This window comes from Pseudomonas kitaguniensis (assembly GCF_049199985.1).
Classification (GTDB): domain Bacteria; phylum Pseudomonadota; class Gammaproteobacteria; order Pseudomonadales; family Pseudomonadaceae; genus Aquipseudomonas; species Aquipseudomonas kitaguniensis.
Map to the genome: position 1 here is coordinate 78,826 of NZ_JBLZPT010000003.1, position 20,545 is coordinate 99,370.

A 20,545-nucleotide genomic window follows, 5' to 3' on the forward strand; every position below is an offset into this window, starting at 1 on the left:
GGCGGCCGGGGCGGCTGGTTATTTTTTTTTTCCCCCCCTCCCCCCCCCCCCCACCCCCCCCCCCCCCCCCCCCCCCCCCCCCCCCCCCCCCCTCCCACATTGGTTTTGTGCTGTTGCTTAGACCGCTACGGCACGCGGCTCGCTGCGGCGGATTGCGCGAATCTTGTGCAGGGTGTCGGCGCAGGTACGCGCGGCTTCCTGGCCCTTGTGCACGAAGTGCTCGTAGAAAAACGTGTGGTGCTCGGTGCCGGCGTGGAAGTGATGCGGGGTCAGTGACACCGAGAACACCGGCACTTCGGTTTCCAGCTGTACCTGCATCAGGCCGCTGACCACCGATTGGGCGACGAATTCGTGACGGTAGATGCCACCGTCCACCACCAGCGCTGCAGCAACGATGCCGGCGTAACGGCCGGTCTTGGCCAGCAGCTTGGCGTGCAGGGGCATTTCAAAGGCGCCGCCGACTTCAAAGAAATCGATGTCCGATTCCTGGTAGCCCTGAGCGATCATTTCGGCGAGGAAGCCTTTGCGCGATTGGTCGACAATATCCTTGTGCCAGCAGGCCTGGATAAACGCGACACGCTCGCCGTGATGGTTTTTGCTTTTGCTGTCGATTGCGGTAGGTTGCATGTTCTGACTCCTGTTTAAGAAAAAAACAGGGCGTTATGAATCGAATGGGATTTAAGGGTATGCACAGCCTGGTCATGCAAACATGACGTCAGCGTGCGGCCCTTAGGTGCCAATCCCGTTCTCTCTTCATCCGGACTATGACCGTCGGCCCCGGGATCACACCGGGTCTGCTGACCTTGTCGCCGAACCGCATGAGCGGTTCGAGGCGCCAAGCGCTCGCGGGCTATGCACATTGCGTGCAATTACCGCCGGTGGGGAATTACACCCCGCCCTGAGAACGTTGCCACCAGAACCCTGGCGGCGGAGAGTTTTTAACATGGTTTTTCAAAAACTGCACGACCGTCGTTTCGATAAGCTATATCGGTTTGTTTGGTTGGTATTCGATTAATCATCAAGAGTCTTTATATTCTATGGCGATGCCCGCAGTCATTATTCACGCAGGGCTAACCTAATCTGCTAGAGGCGACTTTCATGACTGTGATTGACCTGCGCAGCGACACCGTGACCCAACCCACCCCCGGTATGCTCGATGCCATGGCCAACGCGGTCAGCGGCGATGACGTGTATGGCGAAGACCCCAGCGTCAACCATTTAGAGGCTGAACTGGCCAAGCGCCTGGGGTTTCAGGCCGCGTTGTTCGTGCCCACGGGCACCATGAGCAACTTGTTGGCGTTGATGGCGCATTGTGAGCGCGGCGAGGAATACATCGTCGGGCAGCAGGCCCACACCTATAAATACGAAGGCGGTGGTGCGGCGGTGCTGGGTTCGATCCAGCCACAGCCGCTGGAGGTGCAGCCGGACGGCAGCCTCGACCTGAACCACGTGCTGGCGGCGATCAAGCCCGACGACTTTCACTTTGCCCGCACGCGCCTGTTGGCGCTCGAAAACACTATGCAGGGCAAAGTGTTGCCGCTGGACTACCTGGCAAAAGCCCGCGCGTTTACGCGTGAGCATGGCCTGGCGCTGCACTTGGACGGCGCGCGAATCTACAACGCGGCGGTCAAGCTTGGGGTGGATGCGCGTGAAATTGCCCAGCACTTCGACTCGGTCTCGGTGTGCCTGTCCAAGGGCCTCGGCGCGCCGGTGGGCTCGGTATTGTGCGGCGCCACGGCGCTGACCGCCAAGGCGCGGCGCCTGCGCAAGATGCTCGGTGGCGGGATGCGTCAGGCTGGCAGCCTGGCGGCGGCGGGGCTGTATGCGCTGGATCACCAGGTGCAGCGCCTGGCTGATGACCATGCCAACGCGCACTGGCTGGGCGAAGAACTGCGCAAGGCCGGTTACACGATTGAGCCGGTACAGACCAATATGGTGTATGTGCAGGTGGGTGATCAGGCGCAGGCCTTGAAGGTATTTGCCGCCGAGCGCGGGATCAAATTGACCGCCGCGCCGCGTCTGCGCATGGTCACGCATCTGGATGTGAGCCGGGCGCAGATTGAACGCGTGCTGCAGACATTCATCGAATTTTCGCGGCAATGACCCTGCAGGCTGTCTAATTGAGCGTTTCTATCACATAAACACGCTGTACCACCGGCAAAGGGCCGATATAATGCGGCCCTTTGCCGTCGCTCCGTCTGATGATGTTGCGCACTGGCCTTTGGCCGCAGACTCCGTGGAAGAACCTAATGAAAAGCGCAGAAATCCGTGAAGCCTTCCTTCGCTTCTTCGAAGAGCAAGGTCACACCCGTGTCGCCTCCAGCTCCTTGATCCCAGGCAATGACCCAACCCTGCTGTTCACTAACGCGGGCATGAACCAGTTCAAAGACTGCTTTTTGGGTCAAGAAAAACGCGCGTACACCCGCGCCACCAGCAGTCAGAAGTGCGTGCGCGCCGGCGGCAAGAACAGTGACCTGGAAAACGTCGGTTACACCGCTCGCCACCACACCTTCTTCGAAATGCTGGGCAACTTCAGCTTCGGTGATTATTTCAAAAAAGATGCGATCACGTTTGCCTGGACCTTCCTGACCGGCGTGTTGAAGCTGCCTAAAGACAAGCTGTGGGTCACCGTCTACGCAACCGACGATGAAGCGTATGACATCTGGACCAAAGAAGTCGGTGTGCCGGTTGAGCGCATGATCCGCATCGGCGACAACAAGGGCGCGCCGTACGCGTCCGATAACTTCTGGACCATGGGCGACACAGGCCCGTGCGGCCCGTGCACCGAGATTTTCTACGATCACGGCGCCGACATCTGGGGTGGCCCGCCGGGCTCGCCGGAAGAAGACGGCGACCGTTACATCGAGATCTGGAACAACGTGTTCATGCAGTTCAACCGCACCGCCGATGGCGTGTTGCATCCGCTGCCGGCGCCGTCGGTCGACACCGGCATGGGCCTGGAGCGGATCAGTGCGGTGATGCAGCACGTGCACTCCAACTACGAAATCGACCTGTTCACCAACCTGTTGAGCGCTTCGGCTGCGGCGATTGGCTGCGCCAACGAAAGCCAGTCTTCGCTCAAGGTGGTGTCGGACCACATTCGTTCCTGCGGTTTCCTGATCGCCGATGGCGTGCTGCCGTCGAACGAAGGCCGTGGTTACGTGTTGCGCCGTATCATCCGTCGCGCCTGCCGTCACGGTAACAAGCTGGGCGCCAGCGGCAGTTTCTTCTACAAAATCGTCGCCGCGCTGGTGGCCGAGATGGGCGACGCCTTCCCGGAACTCAAGCAGCAGCAAGACAACATCGAGCGCGTGCTCAAGGCCGAAGAAGAGCAGTTTTCCAAGACCCTGGAACATGGCCTGAAAATTCTGGAACAGGACCTGGCTGATCTCAAAGGCACTGTGGTGCCAGGCGACGTGGTGTTCAAACTCTACGACACCTACGGTTTCCCGATGGACCTGACTGCCGACATCGCCCGTGAGCGCGAGCTGACCATCGATGAGGCCGGTTTTGAGCGCGAGATGCAGGCCCAGCGCGTGCGTGCCCGCTCTGCCAGCTCTTTTGGCCTGGACTACAACACGCTGGTCAAGGTTGACGTGCCGACCGAGTTCATCGGCTACAAGGCCACGGTTGGCTCGGCCAAAATTGTTGCCATTTACAAAGACGGCAAGTCGGTCGACGTGTTGAACGAAGGCGAAGAGGCGGTCGTAGTTCTGGACCAGACGCCGTTCTACGCCGAGTCCGGTGGTCAAATTGGCGACTGTGGTTTCCTCAGCTCGACGTCCGGCCGTTTTGAAGTGCGCGACACCACCAAGACCGGCGGTGCATTCCTGCATCACGGCGTATTGGTGCTGGGTAACTTGACCGTCGGTGCGCCGGTGGACACTCAGGTAGATGCCGACGTACGGCATGCAACTGCCTTGAACCACTCGGCCACTCACTTGCTGCACGCCGCATTGCGCCAGGTGTTGGGCGAGCATGTTCAGCAGAAAGGTTCGCTGGTCGACAGTCAGCGCCTGCGCTTTGACTTCAGCCACTTCGAGGCGATCAAGCCTGAGCAGTTGAAGGCACTGGAAGACATCGTCAACGCCGAGATTCGCAAGAACTCCCCGGTAGAGATGGAAGAAACCGACATCGAAAGCGCGCGTAAAAGAGGCGCCATGGCGCTGTTTGGCGAGAAGTACGGCGACCAGGTGCGCGTACTGAGCATGGGCGGCAGCTTTTCGGTAGAGCTGTGTGGCGGTATTCACGCCAACCGTACCGGCGACATCGGCCTGCTCAAAATCATCAGCGAAGGCGGTGTGGCCTCTGGTGTGCGACGTATCGAGGCGATCACTGGCGCTGCGGCGCTGGCCTACCTGAATGCTGGCGAAGAACAACTCAAGGAAGTGGCGGGCCTGGTCAAGGGCAGCCGCGACAACCTGATCGACAAACTGTCTGCCGTGCTGGAGCGCAACCGCGCGCTGGAGAAGCAACTGGAGCAGTTGCAGGCCAAGGCAGCCAGTGCAGCGGGCGACGATTTGTCGGCTTCCGCGCTGGACGTCAAGGGTGTAAAAGTGCTGGTTGCGCGCCTGGACGGGCAAGACGGCAAGGCGCTGTTGGCCTTGGTCGATCAGTTGAAGAACAAGCTCGGCCGCGCAGTGATCCTGCTCGGCGGTGTCCATGAGGAAAAGGTCGTGCTGGTTGCCGGTGTAACCAAGGACCTGACTGGCCAACTCAAGGCTGGTGATTTGATGAAGCAAGCTGCCGCGGCAGTGGGCGGGAAGGGCGGTGGTCGTCCTGACATGGCGCAAGGCGGTGGTGTAGACGCCGGTGCCCTGGACGCTGCCCTGGCCCTGACCGTGCCGTTTGTCGAGGCCGGCATTTAAGGCGCTGTTAATACGCCCATGGTCTAGTCATGGGCGTTTTCGGTTGCTGCAAGATTTGTTTATCAGGCGCCCCTTTACGGGCTAAGGCGGCTTAGAAATGGCTTTGATCGTACAGAAATTTGGAGGCACCTCGGTCGGCTCTGTCGAAAGAATCGAGCAGGTCGCCGACAAGGTTAAGAAGTTCCACGATGCCGGCGACGACCTGGTGGTGGTGCTGTCGGCCATGAGCGGCGAGACCAATCGCCTGATCGATCTGGCCAAGGCCATCAGCGGTGATCAACAGCCGCTGGCGCGTGAGCTGGATGTGATCGTGTCCACCGGCGAGCAGGTGACTATCGCGCTGTTGGCCATGGCGCTGAACAAGCGGGGTGTACCGGCAGTTTCCTACACGGGCAGCCAAGTGCGCATCCTCACAGACAGCGCACATACCAAGGCGCGCATCCTGCAAATCGATGATCAGAAGATTCGTACAGATCTGAAAGCAGGGCGCGTGGTAGTTGTAGCGGGCTTTCAGGGTGTAGACGAGCTGGGCAACATCACCACCCTCGGGCGTGGCGGTTCGGACACCACCGGCGTAGCACTGGCAGCGGCGCTCAAGGCCGATGAATGCCAGATCTATACTGATGTGGACGGTGTGTACACCACCGACCCGCGTGTGGTGTCCGTGGCCCAGCGCCTGGACAAGATCACCTTTGAAGAGATGCTGGAAATGGCCAGCCTCGGTTCCAAGGTGTTGCAGATTCGCGCGGTGGAATTCGCCGGCAAATACAACGTGCCGCTGCGCGTATTGCACAGCTTCAAAGAGGGTCCGGGCACCCTCATTACTATTGATGAAGAGGAATCCATGGAACAGCCGATCATTTCCGGCATCGCTTTCAACCGCGATGAAGCCAAGCTGACGATCCGTGGCGTGCCAGATACTCCTGGCGTGGCCTTCAAGATCCTCGGCCCTATCAGCGGCGCGAACATTGAAGTCGACATGATCGTGCAGAACGTTTCACACGACAACACCACCGATTTCACCTTCACCGTGCACCGTAACGAGTACGATGCCGCGGAGCGAATCCTGCAGAACACGGCGAGCGGAATTGGCGCCCGTGAAGTGATCGGCGACATCAAGATTGCCAAGGTGTCGATCGTGGGTGTGGGCATGCGTTCGCATGCCGGCGTTGCCAGCCGCATGTTCGAGGCCCTGGCGAAAGAAAGCATCAACATCCAGATGATCTCAACCTCCGAAATCAAGGTTTCGGTGGTGATCGAAGAGAAGTACCTGGAGCTGGCTGTACGCGCGCTGCATACCGCTTTTGAGCTGGATGCACCGGCCCGACAGGGCGAGTGATGCGATGCCAGAGAGGCGCGGTTTACCGCGCCTTTGATTTTTTGTAGAGCGCATGGCGTTTTGCCTGCGCTCGACAATACTTAGGCCGTCAGGGCTATGGCCTTTGGGTTGTAGGTCGAACGCCTTTTTTTTGCAGACTGTTGTTCCTGAAATGAAATGCGTGAGGAGAAAGGTATGCTGATTCTGACTCGTCGTTGCGCAGAAAGCCTGATTATCGGTGATGGCGAAATCACCGTGACCGTGCTCGGCGTCAAAGGCAATCAAGTACGTATCGGGGTTAACGCTCCGAAAGAGGTAGCGGTACACCGCGAAGAAATTTACCTGCGGATCAAGAAAGAGAAGGACGAAGAACCAAGCCTTTAATTTTTATCGTTTTTTATGTTTGCAAACGGGGATGAACGTGGTTAATATACGCCCCGTGTTGCGGAGAGCTGGCCGAGTGGCCGAAGGCGCTCCCCTGCTAAGGGAGTACACCTCAAAAGGGTGTCGGGGGTTCGAATCCCCCGTTCTCCGCCATTATTTGCTTAGTACGTTGCAATCTGGTTTTTTCGGTAAGTTGTTGAAATTGCTCGAAAAAATAGCTTTACATAGAGATTGAACGGCCTATAATGCGCGGCAACAAATGCACTCGTAGCTCAGCTGGATAGAGTACTCGGCTACGAACCGAGCGGTCACAGGTTCGAATCCTGTCGAGTGCACCATTTAAGAGTCATGTGCAGCAATGCAGGTGGTTCGGCTTCAGCCAGTTGTGATCTGGTCTAAAAACACAATCTGCACTCGTAGCTCAGCTGGATAGAGTACTCGGCTACGAACCGAGCGGTCACAGGTTCGAATCCTGTCGAGTGCACCATACAAACAAAAAGCCCGCCTAGTGCGGGCTTTTTGCCGTCTGGGGTTTGTGTAGGGTTTATCCTCAGATTCAGTTTTTCGCCCCGACCATGTGTTTTCCCGTGGTGTCGTGGCGTCGCAGTTAGTAGATGCAGTCAGTGCTTAGCTTTGTCTCGCAAGCGCTTGTTCTTTCCAGTTTTTTAACGTTAAAAATGGCCGGGCGGTGTATCATTGCGCCCGTCAGCCCCGCCGGGGCTTGTGGAATACCTCCATGGACTTACCCAGTAGTAACTCAGTACCCCGTTTTACCAATCATGAATTGACTGATTGATCCTTCCGGCGTGCCCCGCTGCTGGGAGTGGAGTTCGCCTATGACCGAAGTAGAAGTAAAGAAAACACAAGACAGCCTGCAGGATCGTTTGGCTCAAGTCATCGAGCTGCTGCAGCGTCAGCGTGTGGTGGAAGACCTCACGCACCGCCAGGAAGGTCCGAACCTCGACCGTGTCGAAAACCTGGTTCACCGGCAAAACCTCGTCGAGTTGCAGCGCAAACTCGATGACCTGCACTCCGCCGACGTCGCCTACATTCTTGAAGCCTTGCCGCTCGATGATCGACTGACCCTGTGGCAATTGGTCAAGGCTGATCGCGACGGCGATATTCTCCTTGAAGTGTCTGACTCGGTGCGGGAAACCCTGATCGCCGACATGGACGATCATGAACTCTTGGCGGCCGCCAAGGAGATGGACGCCGACGAGCTGGCTGACCTCGCTCCTGAATTGCCGCGTGATGTTGTGCATGAGCTGATGGAGGCCCTCGACACCCAGCAGCGTGAGCGTGTTCGCTCCGCGCTGTCCTATGACGAGGACCAGGTCGGTGCGTTGATGGACTTCGAGATGGTCACCATCCGTGAAGACGTCAGCCTCGAAGTGGTATTGCGTTACCTGCGCCGCCTCAAAGAACTGCCAGGGCATACCGACAAACTGTTCGTCGTCGACAATGACGGCATTCTCAAAGGTGTGCTGCCGATCAAGCGCCTGCTGGTCAATGACCCGGAAAAGCGCGTCGTAGACTTGATGGCCAGTGACACGGTGAGTTTTCACCCGGATGAAGATGCGTACGACGCAGCGCAGGCATTCGAGCGTTACGACTTGATTTCGGCCCCGGTGGTCGACAAGAACGGCAAGTTGATTGGTCGTTTGACCATCGATGAAATCGTCGACCTGATTCGTGAGGAGAGTGAGACCGAAGTCCTCAACATGGCCGGTCTGCGCGAAGAGGAAGATATTTTTGCTTCGGTGTGGCGCTCACTGCGTAACCGTTGGGCGTGGTTGGCGGTCAACCTGATTACCGCGTTTATTGCCTCTCGCGTGATCGGGTTGTTCGAAGGCTCGATCGAGAAGCTGGTGGCGCTGGCGGCCTTGATGCCCATTGTGGCGGGTATCGGTGGCAACTCCGGCAACCAAACCATTACCATGATTGTGCGCGCGATGGCGCTCGACCAAGTCAGTACCGGCAATACCTCGCGCCTGATGCGCAAGGAACTGGCGGTTGGCTTGATCAATGGCTTGGTGTGGGGTGGCGTGATCGGTGTGGTGGCCTACTTGCTGTATGGCAGTTGGTCGCTGGGTGTGGTGATGACGGCTGCCATGACCCTCAACCTGCTGCTGGCTGCGCTGATGGGCGTGTTGATACCGATGACGCTGGCGCGCCTCGGTCGCGACCCTGCCATGGGGGCCAGCGTGATGATTACGGCCATGACCGACAGCGGTGGTTTCTTCATCTTCCTCGGCCTGGCGACCATCTTCCTGTTGTGATCCCTTGTGGGAACGGGCTTGCCCGCGAATGCGCTCTGTCAATCAGCAATAAATTGACTGATCCACCGCACTCGCGAGCAAGTCGCAACGCTGCTCCCGCACAGCCCTGTTCCGGGCGACCCTCAAACCTCAGGCAAAAAAAAGCCAGCACATGGCTGGCTCTGGCTTGCAGTTTTGGATCAGTTGGCTTCTGCGGCCGCCTCAACGTCGTGCGCGATAAGCGAGACGAGGGCATTTTGCTGGCGGTGGGAGAGCTGACGAAAACGCTGCAGCAGTTCGCGTTCGTGCAGTGACAGCTCCGGGCTGTCCAGGCGCATGCTCAACTCTTCGCCCAACGCACCTTCCTGAATAAGGCTCTGTTCCAGGCGCGCGATGATTTCAGAGTTCATGCTGCGGTGATGATTGCGAGCCACCTCGGCAATGCGTTCCCGCATTCCGTCTGGCAGACGTACGACGAATTTGTCAGCCGTACGGCTGGAATAAATTGCCTGTTTCAATGGGCGCATATATTTAACCGGTTAGTTCAGGGGAGCGGTTTTTGGAATTGGCCGCAAGGATGAGTGTTAAGACAAGACTCACGACCAAAGTTCAACCCGAATTGCAAAGAGGCCGCATCATGCCTCAGATTTGACAGTTCCTTGGCGTCAATTCTGTGACAAATATTGAACTGCCTAAAGGCTTTATGCCAGCACTGATTTGCAATTTTGCGGACTGGTTAGAAGTTTTGGCTACGAATGATTCCAAACCGGAACGCTTGAGCAAACCTCGTCCGCAAAGGGGGTAGGCGCGCAAAGTGCTCAAAGGTGTGGCCTTTTGCCCTATTGTTTAAGGATAGTGGCGATCTGCCAATTTGCTAGTGAAAGGCGACATAAGGTAGGGGGTCAAGCGAGTCGACCGATCAGCGCAGTACCGGGTCGAACTTGATGCGCCGGCCCACGATCAGCGTGATAACCAGCAAGCCGGCAAACACGCCGGTGGCAATAAAGGCAGGCGTTTGCGCGTGTTGCGAGGCAATGCTTAAACCCGTCACACCGCTTGTAACGGTCAAAAACAGGAACAGCCAGGCGGACTTGCTCATATGGCTTCCTCAGAACACCCAGTGTTCGGATACAGGCGCGGTCTGAGTGTCCTGAGTCACACGAATCGGCGATTGCATAGCAGGTGTCATCACCGCCAGTTGCGGGCGCTGCTGCAGGTGATGCGGCACGGCCTGAGTGATTTGAGCGGCATCATCATTGCTGGAGTGAAAATGGAACATAACCAGTGCAGCCAAAGCCACAGCGTTGAGGGTTAACAGAAGGGCGCTGTTCATGTTCTTGATCTCCGCAGTGGCTGGGTCGAATGGTTTTGTAGGATAAGTATTGCAGGTGTCGTGCCAATATTTTAATTCAATAAAAACAATGGGTTAGATATGTTTTTAGGTGCTTGTGCGTTGCAATTTGCAAGACTGGCATTTTGAGGGCGTGCAATTTGCACGACGCCGGCAAGTGCCCGTATTTACGGGGCGAAACGGCGGTGCCTCATTCAAGGAACGGCCTACACTCAAAAAGCCCACGGACGACATGACAAAACCGACCTCGGCCGTTAACATGCACGCCGTCCGCCGCTGCGCGTTTGGCCCGGCAGCTGTCATTTGTCCCAGTAGCTCAATTGGATAGAGCATCCCCCTCCTAAGGGGAAGGCTGGCAGTTCGAACCTGCCCTGGGACACCATATAATCAAAGGGTTAGCGAATTTTTGTCTAACCCTCCGCTGTCGTTGTATTCCCCTGCGACGGCTGGCCGCCAATTACCTAAACTTCGCCGTGCTCTGAAGCAATCAATGCTCACTCCTTTTTGTGTGATTGATTCCCTTGCTCCGTGCACCTGCGACGATTTGTGGCTAAAGGCCATTGACCGTTGCACGCCCCTCTAGAATTCCCTCTTGAATCGTCTTCACGCCACTGCGCCAAACTCTGCGTGCCAGCTGGCCATGCAGTCCCGAACGAGACCTATACAGGGCGGGGGGCTGACGGAAAACTAATAGTTTTGATAGTTGCGATTAAAATTACGAAATGACATCTTTTGATCCAGAACACGGATAATCAAGTAAGGGATGTTCATGCATTTAGTCATCACGGCAAACAGAAGGAAGGCCGCTGAATACTTGGCCTCAACGGCAGAGGAAGGGCAAGACTATCCTCAAAATCATTTTGATGAAATTGACCTGGAGAATATGCTCCAACATATTCCTGTTCAGAATAAGACTGATTTGATTGATTATGCGGAAGAGCATCGCGACTCTTTTTTGGAAAATGCGGTGTTGTTCAGCGAAACTTCCGGAACAACCGGTAAGCCGCTGCAAACGCCACGCGGTAATATCGAGCTGAATTGGAATACGCAAAACCAGATGTACGCGTACTCCAGGCTGCTAAAAAAAAAGCAGGACAGAGTTGCGATCATACACCCGGGCATGCTGAGTCCGTTTATTGAGGCCACGACATTTGCCTTGAGAAAACTCGAAGTCGGTTACGTCAAAGTTTTCCCTATTGAGGGTATCTGTGATTACCGTAGAATCCGTGATGTATTGGTCAGGTATCAAATTACCACCCTCATGACCACGCCATCGCTGGCGTTGAAAATATTGTACGAGATCAAGAAACTTGGCGAGGGTGCGGAGCTTAAGCTGGACAAGGTGTTGTTGACCGGGGAACTGATCACAGAAGCCTGTGAAGCAAACTTTAAAAAAATCCTGGGGGAAGCGTGTGAGGTCGTTGCTTTTGTATACGGCGGCAGCGAAACAGCCAGCCTGATGTACGGGATTGGTAACGGCCAATATCTGCCGTTTCAAGAGGATTTCATCTTTGAGATCGTCGATGGCGAGGTCACGATTGCCAACGCTGATGAGTACAGGGTCAAAGGTGAGTTGCACGTGACCTGGCTTAAAGGCGGGTTACTGCCGATAAAACGCTATAACACCAATGATGTGTTCGAAGTGACGGTCAAGAAGAATCACCCGTTCAAGTTCAAGCCCTTGGGACGTATTGCAAATCTGCAGGCGGGCTACCCGAGCTCCGCTCGACTCGAAGAGCTGATTTACAGTGTGCAACAACCCATTTTCAACTACGTGGCGAACTGCTCCAGCACCCAACGAAGCATTGATGTTGATCTGGTTGCGTTGGGCAGTGATCAGGTGGTCGAAGAAGTGCGTTCGACGTTAAGAAAAGAATTTCCGCAGTATGAAGTAACGGTGCGTTTGAACGTGGCGCAAGACCCGTTTTTGCAGTTTGCACCGAAGCCTAAACTCGCTCGTTATATGATCAATTAAGGATAGACACGATGACTTGGTGGATGGTTGATTTTCTAATTATGCTTGCCTACGGGTTACAGCATACCGTATTGACAACAAAAGCGCTGGTGCGTGGGTATAACGCGATATTGCCCGCGTGGAGCTGGAATATAAGTTACAGCATCATGTCGGTGATTACACTGCTGCTGGCTTTTCATTTTTGGGCGCCGTCGGGCGTTTATATCTTTTATCTGGCGCCCGGCAGCATTCCATTTCACTTGATGACTATTTCGCTGGCCGCGTCGCTGTTTTTCTTCTTTTTCTGCTTTAAGTACACCACCTCGTTCTGGCAATGGCTGGGGGTTCGCCAAGTCGCGGCAAGGCTTAAAAACGAAAAGATGCCTGCGTATTACCGTGTCCGTCAGCAGGGTATAAAAAAATACATCCGGTTTCCGCACCACACGTGCCTGATTCTGTTGTTCTGGACTCACCCGGTGATGACGCTGGACACCTTGTTCCTGGCAATCGGCGCCACTATTTACCTCTACTTGGGTACTTATCATCAAGATTTGCGCGGGCTGGCAATGATTGGCGAATCCTGGCAGCAGTATCGAAATGACACGGCGCTTTTAATTCCGACACCGAAAGTGTTGAAGCGTATGTACCGTGATTTGACCGGTAAAGGTGAAAGCGAAACGCAAGTCGAAACCGCACCCGCCCATAGGGCGCATGCCGATCAACCGATCGCCGTCGAAAATAATTAAGAAGGATCTTTACATGTTCAATCAACAATTGCGGCACTTGCAAACCACACTCGAAAACCACGAGATCTACAACTATATCAACTCTCCAGCTCATCTGAAAATTTTCATGGAGTCCCACGTATTCGCTGTGTGGGATTTCATGAGCCTGGCGAAACGCCTGCAAATTGAACTCACCTGCACCCGCTTGCCGTGGTTCACACCAACCGATGCCAAAAAAGCGCGGTTTATCAACGAAATTATTTTGGGTGAGGAAAGTGATCTGGGCGATGACGGCCTGCCCGCCAGCCACTTTGATATGTATCTGGCCGCCATGGCCGACATGGGGTGCTCCAGGCATAAATTTGACCTGTTTGAACAACATTACCGCAGCGGAGTTGAGCTTGAGCGGGCTCTGGAGTTGGCAGACGCACCGAGCCACGTCATCAACTTCGTTCGTCAGACGATTGACACCGCACTTAATGGGCGCGCCGAAGAAGCCGCCAGCAGCTTCTTCTACGGTCGTGAAGATGCCATTCCGCAGATGTTCCAGGCGCTGCTTGATCAATGGGGCCTGAAAAAGGAATCGGCACCTAGGTTTGTTCATTACCTGCAACGGCATATTGATCTGGACGGCGACGAGCATGGGCCGGCGGCCATGAAGATTCTGTCTGACCTGATCATCGACGAGAACGCCGAGGCCGCCGCGTTGCGGGCAGCCCAACAAGCAATCAGTGCGCGTATCACCCTGTGGGACGGCATCCTGGCCGACATGAAAAAACATGACGCCGCAGCCCATCATCAAGAAGCCAGTACGAAGCTTGAATTAGCTTGAACCTACGACGCGAACAGGGACTGATCGATGATGGAATCACTAGTGCTCGCCGATGTGGTAGAGCCGATGTACCTTGATAAGAGCTATCTGCAAAAGCTCAGTACGCAGTTTAAGCAAGACGGTTATCTGACCCTACGCAGTTTTTTATCCAAAGAAGTATTCAGTCGTCTGAACGAAGAAACCTTCAAGTTACATGATCTGAGTGCCAAGCGTGATTTCGTCATGGCAGGCTATGAAACGCCACGGATTTTATCAGTGGCGGGCGGCAAGAAAATTCTGAAGAACACAGTCTTCATCCCGAGTTTGTATGTGCATCACCAGTTGCAGACGGTATTGTCACTGCTCACGCAAAATAAACTCTATACCGTAAAACATCAGGAGGAGTGCATTGTTGCCAACTATCTTGATGGGCGGGGGCAGACGCATGGATGGCATCTGGACGACCCGACCTATGCGCTGATTATCGTTCTGGATGCGCCCGCTGCAGGAAGCGGAGGGTGTGTTGAATATGTAGCAAAGTGGAAGGCGTTGTGCGCGCAGCTGGCCATCGACCCCTACAAGCAAGTCGACGCCGGATTGAATTTTGCCAAACGCCACGGCCTTATCAATAGCGTGCATCTGGAAGCCGGTGATTGTTACATATTGAATGCCGGTGAAAATTTGCACAGGGTCACGCCTATTTCTGATAACTCCTCGCGTCGGCGGGTCATTAATATGGCGTTCGATCATCGTGAGTCGTTCACCTTCGGGAATACTGCCGATATTTTATATGCAGAAGAAGAGGTAGAGCATGCGTTCGCGATTTGACGACCGTGTTGTAGTGATCACGGGTGGTAATGGTGGTATCGGCGCGGCCACCGCACGTGCCTTTGCTGCTGAGCGCGCACAGGTCGTGTTGGTTGACAAAGTTATTGATGAAACGCTTTTACAAGCGCTCATTGATGCAGGTACGAATTCCTCGGCGTATGCCGTGGATGTCACGGATGCCGAGCAGTGCCGCGTACTGATTGAAACAGTTATCCAGAAATACGATCGCATCGACGTCCTGTTTAATAACGCGGGCATTACTCGGCGCGCTTCAGTGGTGGATACGACGATAGAAGAATGGGACCAGGTCATCAGTGTCAACTTGAGATCGATCTTCCTGATGTCGAAATTTGCGATCCCTCATATGAAACGTCGCGGCGCGGGCAACATTGTTAACACTGCGTCCGGCTGGGGCCTGGTGGGTGGGGGCAATGCGGCCAGTTACTGTGCTTCAAAAGGCGGCGTGGTCTTACTGACCAAAGCAATGGCGATTGATCATGGTCCCGACAATATCCGCGTCAACTGCATCTGCCCTGGCGATACGTTGACCCCTATGCTCTTCAACGAAGCCGAGCAACTGGGGCTTGAAAGAAATGCCTTGGTCGATGCAGCGGCGACCCGCCCGTTAGGTCGAGCCGGTCAACCCAGTGAAATAGCCAGTGCCGTTTTGTTTCTGGCGTCCAGTGATTCGTCGTTTATTACCGGAGAAGGCTTGGTCGTCGATGGCGGCGGACTGGCTGGCTCCGCCTGAGGAAAGACCATGACCAACGCCTTGCGAATATGTATTGTCAAACTGCTGTTTACCGCGAGTAACTTTGTCATTCCGTTTTCAGCACTGTTCATTAGCAAACGGTATGACTTCGACGCCAGCGCGCTGGCGACGATGGTCACGGTGTTATCTGTCAGTTACCTCGTAGGTAATCTAGCGGGTGGGTACTTGGGTGACAAGTTTCAATCGCGCTCGTTGTTGCTGCTGTTCTCTTTTTGCTCGTTGCTGAGCATGATTGTCGGCTCGATGGCACTTGCGGCGACTATTACGTTTACCGCTATCTCGGTATTTGCTGTCATGGCCGGGGCTGCAAATCCGGTACTCAGCAACTATTTGTCGAACAGCGTCGATGAATCGAATCGCGAGAGTTCGTTCGGTAATTTGTACTTGGCGAACAATATCGGGATTGCGATTGTTTTCATTGTCGGCGGTTTCCTGCTGGCACGTGGAGCACAGTATCCGTTGTATTTTTTTACAGTGCTGAGCGCGTTGAGCTTTTTGTGCACTGCGTTGTTGCTCAAGCCGGTTGCAGCATCGTCGACGTCGGGCAGTCCCACGCCCAAGTCGGCGGATGTTGGTACGCTGTCCGCAATAATTGTGTGCAGTTTTATCCTGTTTTTCGGTTTGGCGTTCCTCGATGCTCAGCGTGAGTATCAGTTGCCGGTCTGGTTGGACAGTTTAAACAAAGACTCCAGTTCGGTGCTGTTTGGCACGATCGGCATCGTCAACGCGGCGATTGTATTGTTGCTGACCAAATACGTCGTTAAGGTCACTTCAGCCATTGACCCCATCAGGAATATGGGAATTGCTGCGCTGTTTTACGGGTTTGGCTTTGGCATTCATTATTTTTTTGGCAGCGTGTACCCGGTGTTGGCGTTGGTAGTGTTGTGGAGTATTGGGGAGATTCTTGGCGCTACTTACATGAGCGTGTTCATTTCCAAAAATGCGCCTGTGCGGTACCGGGCTAAATTGTTCTCGTTGATCCCTGTGGTACTCACGCTTGGCAAAATCCTCTCGATCACCACCACTACGGGACTGGCAGTTATCTATGGGATCAATTCAGGCTGGGTCCTGGCGTTTGGCGTGGGAGTTTTGGCGTTCATATTTTCGATTTCACTTTTAGCGTTCACTAAAAAGGCAGGCGCAGATGACACGGCTCGGTATCCTTCAGCTACCTTATAATTTGGACATTTTGAAGCAGATTACGACGCAGCTTTCGCATTTCAATGGGCACGTTTTTCTTATCGATACGGATGCCCGCATTTCGACTGTGAAAGCGTTCGAGCTGCCTTCCAATCTGCATTTCGTCGCGTGCGACTCCTACGCGGTCGAGTGTATTCAAGCGCTTTCAACCGATCTGCGATTGGATAACCTGATTTCATTGGCTGAGCTGGGGTTGATGCCCGCGTCTCAGGTCAGGGATCAATTGGCGATGCGCGGGCATAGCGCCGAGGTGGAAAAGCAATCGGTCGATAAACATGCAATGCGAGTTGCATTGGCCGCGGCGAGCTTGACGGGGGTAAAGTTTGAAAAAAGCACCCTTGATCAACTGCCCGAGGTACTGGGTCGATTCGATCTCCCTGCCATCGTCAAACCGATCAGCCTGACGGGCAGCATCGGCGTACAGCTGATAAAGCATATTTCGGAGATCGCGGATTATTCGAACAGGCTACAAAACAACGCCTATGCCAATGGCTGTGAACTGATCGTTGAAAGCTTTTTGCCTGGCGCGGAATTCAGTGTCGAAGGGCTGCTGCTTGACGGTGAGCTTCACATTTACGGCGTGACTGAAAAAGAGACAACCGAACAGCCATATTTCGTCGAAACCGGCCATCGTTTCGACACCAACCATCGCTTGTTGCCTTGGCTGCATCCCGCCTTGAAAGAAGTTTTCGAAGCACTTGGTATGAGCATCTGCCCCTTCCATGTCGAGTTCAAGATCATTGATGGCCGCTTGGAGATCATCGAACTCCATAGCCGGTTTGGCGGTGACTTCATCACCAAGCTAATTGAATATTCGTCGGGTAACAAAGTCTTTCTTGAGTACGCTGAATTTTTGTGTTTCGGCAACCTGCCACGTATCAACCGTGCGGAAGCCCAAGTGACGGCCGTTAAGTTCTCGACGGTGTCAGCAGGGCGTATTGCCTCAGTCTCTCCATTAAGTGAGGCGTTTATTGAAACGTTGTTGGAGCATAAGGTCGGCGTCAAGGAGGGTGATGTGATAAACCCGGCGACCGGTTACTATGATCGCCCGGCCTATTTTATTTCAAAATTTAAAAGTCCGGACGACGAGGCGATTTTTCAAACGGCCTTCAGCCAATTCAAAATTCTGACCAACGAGAATGCCCTGCATGAGTGAACATTACTACGAAGTTGAAATTTCCTGGACCGGCAATCGTGGAACAGGCACCTCTGATTACAAGGCTTATGGTCGCGATTTTACGGCCACCTCCCAGGGTAAACCTGTTCTTCAAGGCTCTTCTGATCCTGCGTTCCTCGGTGACCCTGCCAAGTGGAACCCTGAAGACATGCTGGTCGCGTCAATTTCCGCGTGTCATAAGTTGTGGTATCTGCATTTATGCGCCGTTAACAAAATTATCGTCACCCGCTATGTTGATAACGCAGTGGGCTACATGGTGGACGAACACCCTACGCGCAAAGGACATTTCACCAAGGTGATACTGCGCCCGGAGGTTGAGGTGACGTCGGGTTCAGATAAGGAACTCGCGATTAAATTGCACGAAGATGCGCATCACGAATGCTTTTTGGCCAATTCGGTGAATTTCGACATTCAATGTGAACCCACGCTAACATAACTGGTTGCAGGTGCTTGGATGAACGGTTTTGTACAAGGTAGTTTGTTGCACGAAGTTGGCCAGCAAGCGTTGGATAAATATCTTGAGCAGCGGCCAAGCACCGCTTTATTTTACGATCTGTACGCGGTGGGTGAGCGCGCGGCGTCAGCCCCGAAGATCGAAGACTATAGCGTTGCATGCGAGACCGTGTTGCGTTCCCAGATGCACAGCATCGCCACGGCTATCCGAGGGCAGATCGAGCCGGGAATAGAAGCCGATTTGAAAATCCGCTTGCAGGCATTGGCGTCGCAGGTGGCTATCTTCGCCGGATACACAGACGCGCCGGTTGGATACATCGATACCTGGGCAGGCCACATACCCTTTATTATCAATCAGATCAACGGGCCACTCATTGATATACCTGAGGCGTTGGCGAATAGTTTTGCCGTGACGTGCGAAGCGGATGCAGTTTTCTACGTACAACGACTGGCATCACTGAACTATATGATAGCGAGCGTGGTGGAGAAATTTGAACACGATATGAAACAGGGATGGTATGCGCCTGATTCCATCCTGGTCAGAGCGGTTGCTACATTACGATCTTATATTGGCGTACCGCTGGACGTGCACCCGTTGTACGGTTCGTTCGCGCACACACTCAGCCTCTGTGAAAAGATTACGGCCGACAGTCGATTGTTTTTTTTGGACCGTGCTAAATCCATTCTGGAATCATCGATTTACCCGGCATATTCAGCAGCTATTGAGGCAGTGGAGCGTTTTCTTTCCTCGGATCATGCGCCGGTCCATTCGGTTCTGGATCTTCCGGGCGGCACCCAGTATTACCAGAAGGCTTTGCGGTATCAGGCCAATAGCCTGGATGGCGAGTTGCTTCACCAATTCGGGTTGGAGCAAATGGAGGCAGTCAACCAACGGTTGGCACGCTCTGCAGCCAATGTTGTGAGCACTGAAACGACCGAAAGCTACTTGCTGCAGCGCTCTGGGCAAAGCCTGGATTCATTTGATTTTACGCACGCCCTGCTGACTTACCTGGAAGAACTCAACGAGCGGGCCTGTGCTCTGGCGGATGAGTGTGTTGAGGGCGCGTACCTTGAGGCTCTGTCATTCAAGGCAATACCACCGGCGCTGGAGGCATCCGCACCGTTTGCCAAATACACCCCGGCAGGGCGGCATTCCCCGGCGATCTTTTGGGTGAATGCGGCGAAGGTTCGACAAATGCCGTTCAGTTTCCTTGAAGTGGTGGCTTTTCACGAGACGGTGCCCGGGCATCACTTGCAATTCTGCGTCGCGAGGCAGAATCCGGCGCTGCCGGTGTTATTGCAACTGAGTCTGTTCAACACCTTTATCGAGGGTTGGGCAACTTATGCTGAAGGGCTCGCGTCGACGCTTCAGCTGTATACAGACGCGGCCAGCGGCGAGAATTCGCACCTCAGAACCGAACAGTTGCGAGCCGCGCGTGTTGTCGCGGACACAGGGCTGCATGCCAAGGGCTGGACGCGCACTCAAGGTATAACTTTTCTTGAGAAGTGTGCCGGGCTCGACGCGGAGGACGCGGCGGCCGAAATCGATCGTTATCTTGCGGTTCCCGCTCAAGCGGCCGGGTATCAAGTAGGGCTGGCTACGATTCGCCAGCGTCGTTGCGATGAGTATGCAAAGTACGGTGACGACTTTGATTTGAGCCGCTTCAATGCGGGTCTTTTAAGAAACGGCGCGGTCCCGTTTAATTATCCGGGCTGATAACCGAGAGCGTGCACACTTTATGCACGCGCTCTCTTCGGGAGGTGGGTCGTCTTATTGCAATATGGCTTTTCTGGTGTGCTCCGACAGCAGAATTTTCAGCGCCACGGCACGTTCCACGCCAATTTGCTGAGCGGGGCCGAGTCGCTGCAGGTGAATACCCGAACGAATGAGCATTCGCTCTACACCGACAGTTGTCACGGTGACATAGCTGTCCAGTTGTTGTTCGAAACCAAACGCTATGATGGTTTTTATCGCTTCGGCGGTGATGTCTGAAAAGCTCATCACTCGTTTTTCTTCAGCGTTAATGGCGAATCGGCTGAGCTCCCATATTTTTTCCGAGCAGGGCGCCTCTTCTCCGTTAAGCAACTCGCTGAAGGTGTGCTTGAGCATATAAGGGCCCGAGGTAGGCAAAAGCCGCCAGCAACCCTGTACATCATTATCTTCAAAGGTTTTCTTGATCAGCATATAGATAGGGTCTAAGGCATCGTAACCATCAATGTCCATACCATCGATAGTGTCGATCGCCCAGCCTTTACGTGTCTTGAATACATCGGCACGTAATTTGTACATGGAGATAATAGCTTGCTTGTTAAATTCGTTTTTATAACCCAGTGAATAATGCATTTTTTTCCCCTCACCGAAAATGTGAGAGGAGAATAATTCAAAATATTTCATTGATCAGCTATCAAAAATGATAGTGTCGATCGCAGCGTATTAGCGATATAT

Annotated in this window: 19 protein-coding genes, 4 tRNA genes and 1 riboswitch; of the genes, 18 read left to right on the plus strand and 5 right to left on the minus strand. The window is 54.3% G+C overall.

The window, feature by feature from the left end:
* Positions 1–117 precede the first annotated feature (117 nt).
* Complete coding sequence (locus ACOZK9_RS05770; RefSeq protein WP_058415840.1) at positions 118–627, minus strand: 6,7-dimethyl-8-ribityllumazine synthase; 510 nt, start codon at positions 625–627, stop codon at positions 118–120.
* Positions 628–740: 113 nt separating this feature from the next.
* Positions 741–910: riboswitch (FMN riboswitch) on the minus strand.
* Between the two features lie 188 nt (positions 911–1,098).
* Between ACOZK9_RS05770 and ltaE the strand changes: the two genes are divergently transcribed.
* The 8 genes from ltaE to mgtE all read left to right on the plus strand — a co-directional run bounded on the left by ltaE (position 1,099) and on the right by mgtE (position 8,849).
* Positions 1,099–2,103 (plus strand): low-specificity L-threonine aldolase, encoded by a 1,005-nt coding sequence (gene ltaE, locus ACOZK9_RS05775; RefSeq protein ID WP_421555440.1) that lies wholly within the window; start codon positions 1,099–1,101, stop codon positions 2,101–2,103.
* A 146-nt stretch (positions 2,104–2,249) separates the two neighbouring features.
* A complete protein-coding gene (gene alaS / locus ACOZK9_RS05780; protein WP_058415838.1) occupies positions 2,250–4,868 on the plus strand; it encodes an alanine--tRNA ligase in 2,619 nt (872 codons plus the stop codon).
* Positions 4,869–4,965: 97 nt separating this feature from the next.
* Positions 4,966–6,207: an aspartate kinase gene (locus ACOZK9_RS05785; RefSeq protein WP_058415837.1), complete on the plus strand. Its 1,242-nt coding sequence runs from the start codon at positions 4,966–4,968 to the stop codon at positions 6,205–6,207.
* 174 nt (positions 6,208–6,381) lie between these two features.
* Positions 6,382–6,570: a carbon storage regulator CsrA gene (csrA, locus tag ACOZK9_RS05790; protein WP_003175645.1), complete on the plus strand. Its 189-nt coding sequence runs from the start codon at positions 6,382–6,384 to the stop codon at positions 6,568–6,570.
* Positions 6,571–6,632: 62 nt separating this feature from the next.
* A tRNA-Ser gene (locus ACOZK9_RS05795) sits at positions 6,633–6,723 on the plus strand.
* A 108-nt stretch (positions 6,724–6,831) separates the two neighbouring features.
* Positions 6,832–6,908 (plus strand) — tRNA-Arg (locus ACOZK9_RS05800).
* Positions 6,909–6,980: 72 nt separating this feature from the next.
* Positions 6,981–7,057, plus strand: a tRNA-Arg gene (locus ACOZK9_RS05805).
* A gap of 349 nt (positions 7,058–7,406) precedes the next feature.
* The gene (gene mgtE / locus ACOZK9_RS05810) at positions 7,407–8,849 is read left to right on the plus strand and encodes a magnesium transporter (RefSeq protein ID WP_058414117.1); all 1,443 of its coding nucleotides are present in this window, start codon (positions 7,407–7,409) and stop codon (positions 8,847–8,849) included.
* A 179-nt stretch (positions 8,850–9,028) separates the two neighbouring features.
* Here the strand turns inward: mgtE and ACOZK9_RS05815 are convergent, their stop codons facing one another.
* The 3 genes from ACOZK9_RS05815 to ACOZK9_RS05825 form a co-directional block, all read right to left on the minus strand.
* Complete coding sequence (locus ACOZK9_RS05815) at positions 9,029–9,355, minus strand: Arc family DNA-binding protein (RefSeq protein ID WP_003193592.1); 327 nt, start codon at positions 9,353–9,355, stop codon at positions 9,029–9,031.
* Positions 9,356–9,747: 392 nt separating this feature from the next.
* Positions 9,748–9,927: a PA3371 family protein gene (locus ACOZK9_RS05820; RefSeq protein ID WP_122251879.1), complete on the minus strand. Its 180-nt coding sequence runs from the start codon at positions 9,925–9,927 to the stop codon at positions 9,748–9,750.
* A gap of 9 nt (positions 9,928–9,936) precedes the next feature.
* On the minus strand, positions 9,937–10,161 hold the full coding sequence (locus ACOZK9_RS05825) for a hypothetical protein (RefSeq protein ID WP_058414115.1): 225 nt from the start codon (positions 10,159–10,161) through the stop codon (positions 9,937–9,939).
* 323 nt (positions 10,162–10,484) lie between these two features.
* Between ACOZK9_RS05825 and ACOZK9_RS05830 the strand changes: the two genes are divergently transcribed.
* From ACOZK9_RS05830 to ACOZK9_RS05875, 10 genes are all read left to right on the plus strand, one after another.
* Positions 10,485–10,561: transfer RNA gene (locus tag ACOZK9_RS05830), tRNA-Arg, on the plus strand.
* A gap of 387 nt (positions 10,562–10,948) precedes the next feature.
* Positions 10,949–12,154 carry a phenylacetate--CoA ligase gene (locus ACOZK9_RS05835; RefSeq protein WP_161936711.1) on the plus strand — a complete coding sequence of 402 codons (1,206 nt, stop codon included), beginning with the start codon at positions 10,949–10,951 and terminating at the stop codon, positions 12,152–12,154.
* Positions 12,155–12,165: 11 nt separating this feature from the next.
* Positions 12,166–12,879: a hypothetical protein gene (locus ACOZK9_RS05840; protein WP_183141152.1), complete on the plus strand. Its 714-nt coding sequence runs from the start codon at positions 12,166–12,168 to the stop codon at positions 12,877–12,879.
* A 13-nt stretch (positions 12,880–12,892) separates the two neighbouring features.
* Positions 12,893–13,690, plus strand: a complete 798-nt coding sequence (locus ACOZK9_RS05845) for a DUF3050 domain-containing protein (RefSeq protein ID WP_152750757.1) — start codon at positions 12,893–12,895, stop codon at positions 13,688–13,690.
* A 27-nt stretch (positions 13,691–13,717) separates the two neighbouring features.
* Positions 13,718–14,497: a HalD/BesD family halogenase gene (locus ACOZK9_RS05850; protein ID WP_058414111.1), complete on the plus strand. Its 780-nt coding sequence runs from the start codon at positions 13,718–13,720 to the stop codon at positions 14,495–14,497.
* The gene (locus tag ACOZK9_RS05855; RefSeq protein WP_058414110.1) at positions 14,481–15,248 is read left to right on the plus strand and encodes an SDR family NAD(P)-dependent oxidoreductase; all 768 of its coding nucleotides are present in this window, start codon (positions 14,481–14,483) and stop codon (positions 15,246–15,248) included. Before ACOZK9_RS05850 ends, ACOZK9_RS05855 begins: the two co-directional genes overlap by 17 nt.
* Before the next feature lie 9 nt (positions 15,249–15,257).
* Positions 15,258–16,448: an MFS transporter gene (locus ACOZK9_RS05860; protein ID WP_152750752.1), complete on the plus strand. Its 1,191-nt coding sequence runs from the start codon at positions 15,258–15,260 to the stop codon at positions 16,446–16,448.
* Positions 16,414–17,625: an ATP-grasp domain-containing protein gene (locus ACOZK9_RS05865; protein WP_082649069.1), complete on the plus strand. Its 1,212-nt coding sequence runs from the start codon at positions 16,414–16,416 to the stop codon at positions 17,623–17,625. The genes ACOZK9_RS05860 and ACOZK9_RS05865 overlap by 35 nt, the downstream gene beginning before the upstream one ends.
* Positions 17,618–18,082: an OsmC family protein gene (locus ACOZK9_RS05870; protein ID WP_152750750.1), complete on the plus strand. Its 465-nt coding sequence runs from the start codon at positions 17,618–17,620 to the stop codon at positions 18,080–18,082. Before ACOZK9_RS05865 ends, ACOZK9_RS05870 begins: the two co-directional genes overlap by 8 nt.
* Positions 18,083–18,100: 18 nt before the next feature.
* On the plus strand, positions 18,101–19,816 hold the full coding sequence (locus ACOZK9_RS05875) for a DUF885 domain-containing protein (protein WP_152750748.1): 1,716 nt from the start codon (positions 18,101–18,103) through the stop codon (positions 19,814–19,816).
* A 54-nt stretch (positions 19,817–19,870) separates the two neighbouring features.
* On the opposite strand, the gene ACOZK9_RS05880 is transcribed toward ACOZK9_RS05875, so the two are convergent.
* Positions 19,871–20,494 (minus strand): acyl-homoserine-lactone synthase, encoded by a 624-nt coding sequence (locus ACOZK9_RS05880; RefSeq protein ID WP_241678226.1) that lies wholly within the window; start codon positions 20,492–20,494, stop codon positions 19,871–19,873.
* Positions 20,495–20,545: the final 51 nt, after the last annotated feature.

What these genes read in the sequence shown, in the direction of transcription:
- ACOZK9_RS05770 (WP_058415840.1), bottom strand. Translation starts at nt 627, where the DNA reads ATGCAACCTACCGCAATCGACAGCAAAAGCAAAAACCATCACGGCGAG.
- ltaE (WP_421555440.1), top strand. Translation starts at nt 1,099, where the DNA reads ATGACTGTGATTGACCTGCGCAGCGACACCGTGACCCAACCCACCCCC.
- alaS (WP_058415838.1), top strand. Translation starts at nt 2,250, where the DNA reads ATGAAAAGCGCAGAAATCCGTGAAGCCTTCCTTCGCTTCTTCGAAGAG.
- ACOZK9_RS05785 (WP_058415837.1), top strand. Translation starts at nt 4,966, where the DNA reads ATGGCTTTGATCGTACAGAAATTTGGAGGCACCTCGGTCGGCTCTGTC.
- csrA (WP_003175645.1), top strand. Translation starts at nt 6,382, where the DNA reads ATGCTGATTCTGACTCGTCGTTGCGCAGAAAGCCTGATTATCGGTGAT.
- mgtE (WP_058414117.1), top strand. Translation starts at nt 7,407, where the DNA reads ATGACCGAAGTAGAAGTAAAGAAAACACAAGACAGCCTGCAGGATCGT.
- ACOZK9_RS05815 (WP_003193592.1), bottom strand. Translation starts at nt 9,355, where the DNA reads ATGCGCCCATTGAAACAGGCAATTTATTCCAGCCGTACGGCTGACAAA.
- ACOZK9_RS05820 (WP_122251879.1), bottom strand. Translation starts at nt 9,927, where the DNA reads ATGAGCAAGTCCGCCTGGCTGTTCCTGTTTTTGACCGTTACAAGCGGT.
- ACOZK9_RS05825 (WP_058414115.1), bottom strand. Translation starts at nt 10,161, where the DNA reads ATGAACAGCGCCCTTCTGTTAACCCTCAACGCTGTGGCTTTGGCTGCA.
- ACOZK9_RS05835 (WP_161936711.1), top strand. Translation starts at nt 10,949, where the DNA reads ATGCATTTAGTCATCACGGCAAACAGAAGGAAGGCCGCTGAATACTTG.
- ACOZK9_RS05840 (WP_183141152.1), top strand. Translation starts at nt 12,166, where the DNA reads ATGACTTGGTGGATGGTTGATTTTCTAATTATGCTTGCCTACGGGTTA.
- ACOZK9_RS05845 (WP_152750757.1), top strand. Translation starts at nt 12,893, where the DNA reads ATGTTCAATCAACAATTGCGGCACTTGCAAACCACACTCGAAAACCAC.
- ACOZK9_RS05850 (WP_058414111.1), top strand. Translation starts at nt 13,718, where the DNA reads ATGATGGAATCACTAGTGCTCGCCGATGTGGTAGAGCCGATGTACCTT.
- ACOZK9_RS05855 (WP_058414110.1), top strand. Translation starts at nt 14,481, where the DNA reads ATGCGTTCGCGATTTGACGACCGTGTTGTAGTGATCACGGGTGGTAAT.
- ACOZK9_RS05860 (WP_152750752.1), top strand. Translation starts at nt 15,258, where the DNA reads ATGACCAACGCCTTGCGAATATGTATTGTCAAACTGCTGTTTACCGCG.
- ACOZK9_RS05865 (WP_082649069.1), top strand. Translation starts at nt 16,414, where the DNA reads ATGACACGGCTCGGTATCCTTCAGCTACCTTATAATTTGGACATTTTG.
- ACOZK9_RS05870 (WP_152750750.1), top strand. Translation starts at nt 17,618, where the DNA reads ATGAGTGAACATTACTACGAAGTTGAAATTTCCTGGACCGGCAATCGT.
- ACOZK9_RS05875 (WP_152750748.1), top strand. Translation starts at nt 18,101, where the DNA reads ATGAACGGTTTTGTACAAGGTAGTTTGTTGCACGAAGTTGGCCAGCAA.
- ACOZK9_RS05880 (WP_241678226.1), bottom strand. Translation starts at nt 20,494, where the DNA reads ATGAAATATTTTGAATTATTCTCCTCTCACATTTTCGGTGAGGGGAAA.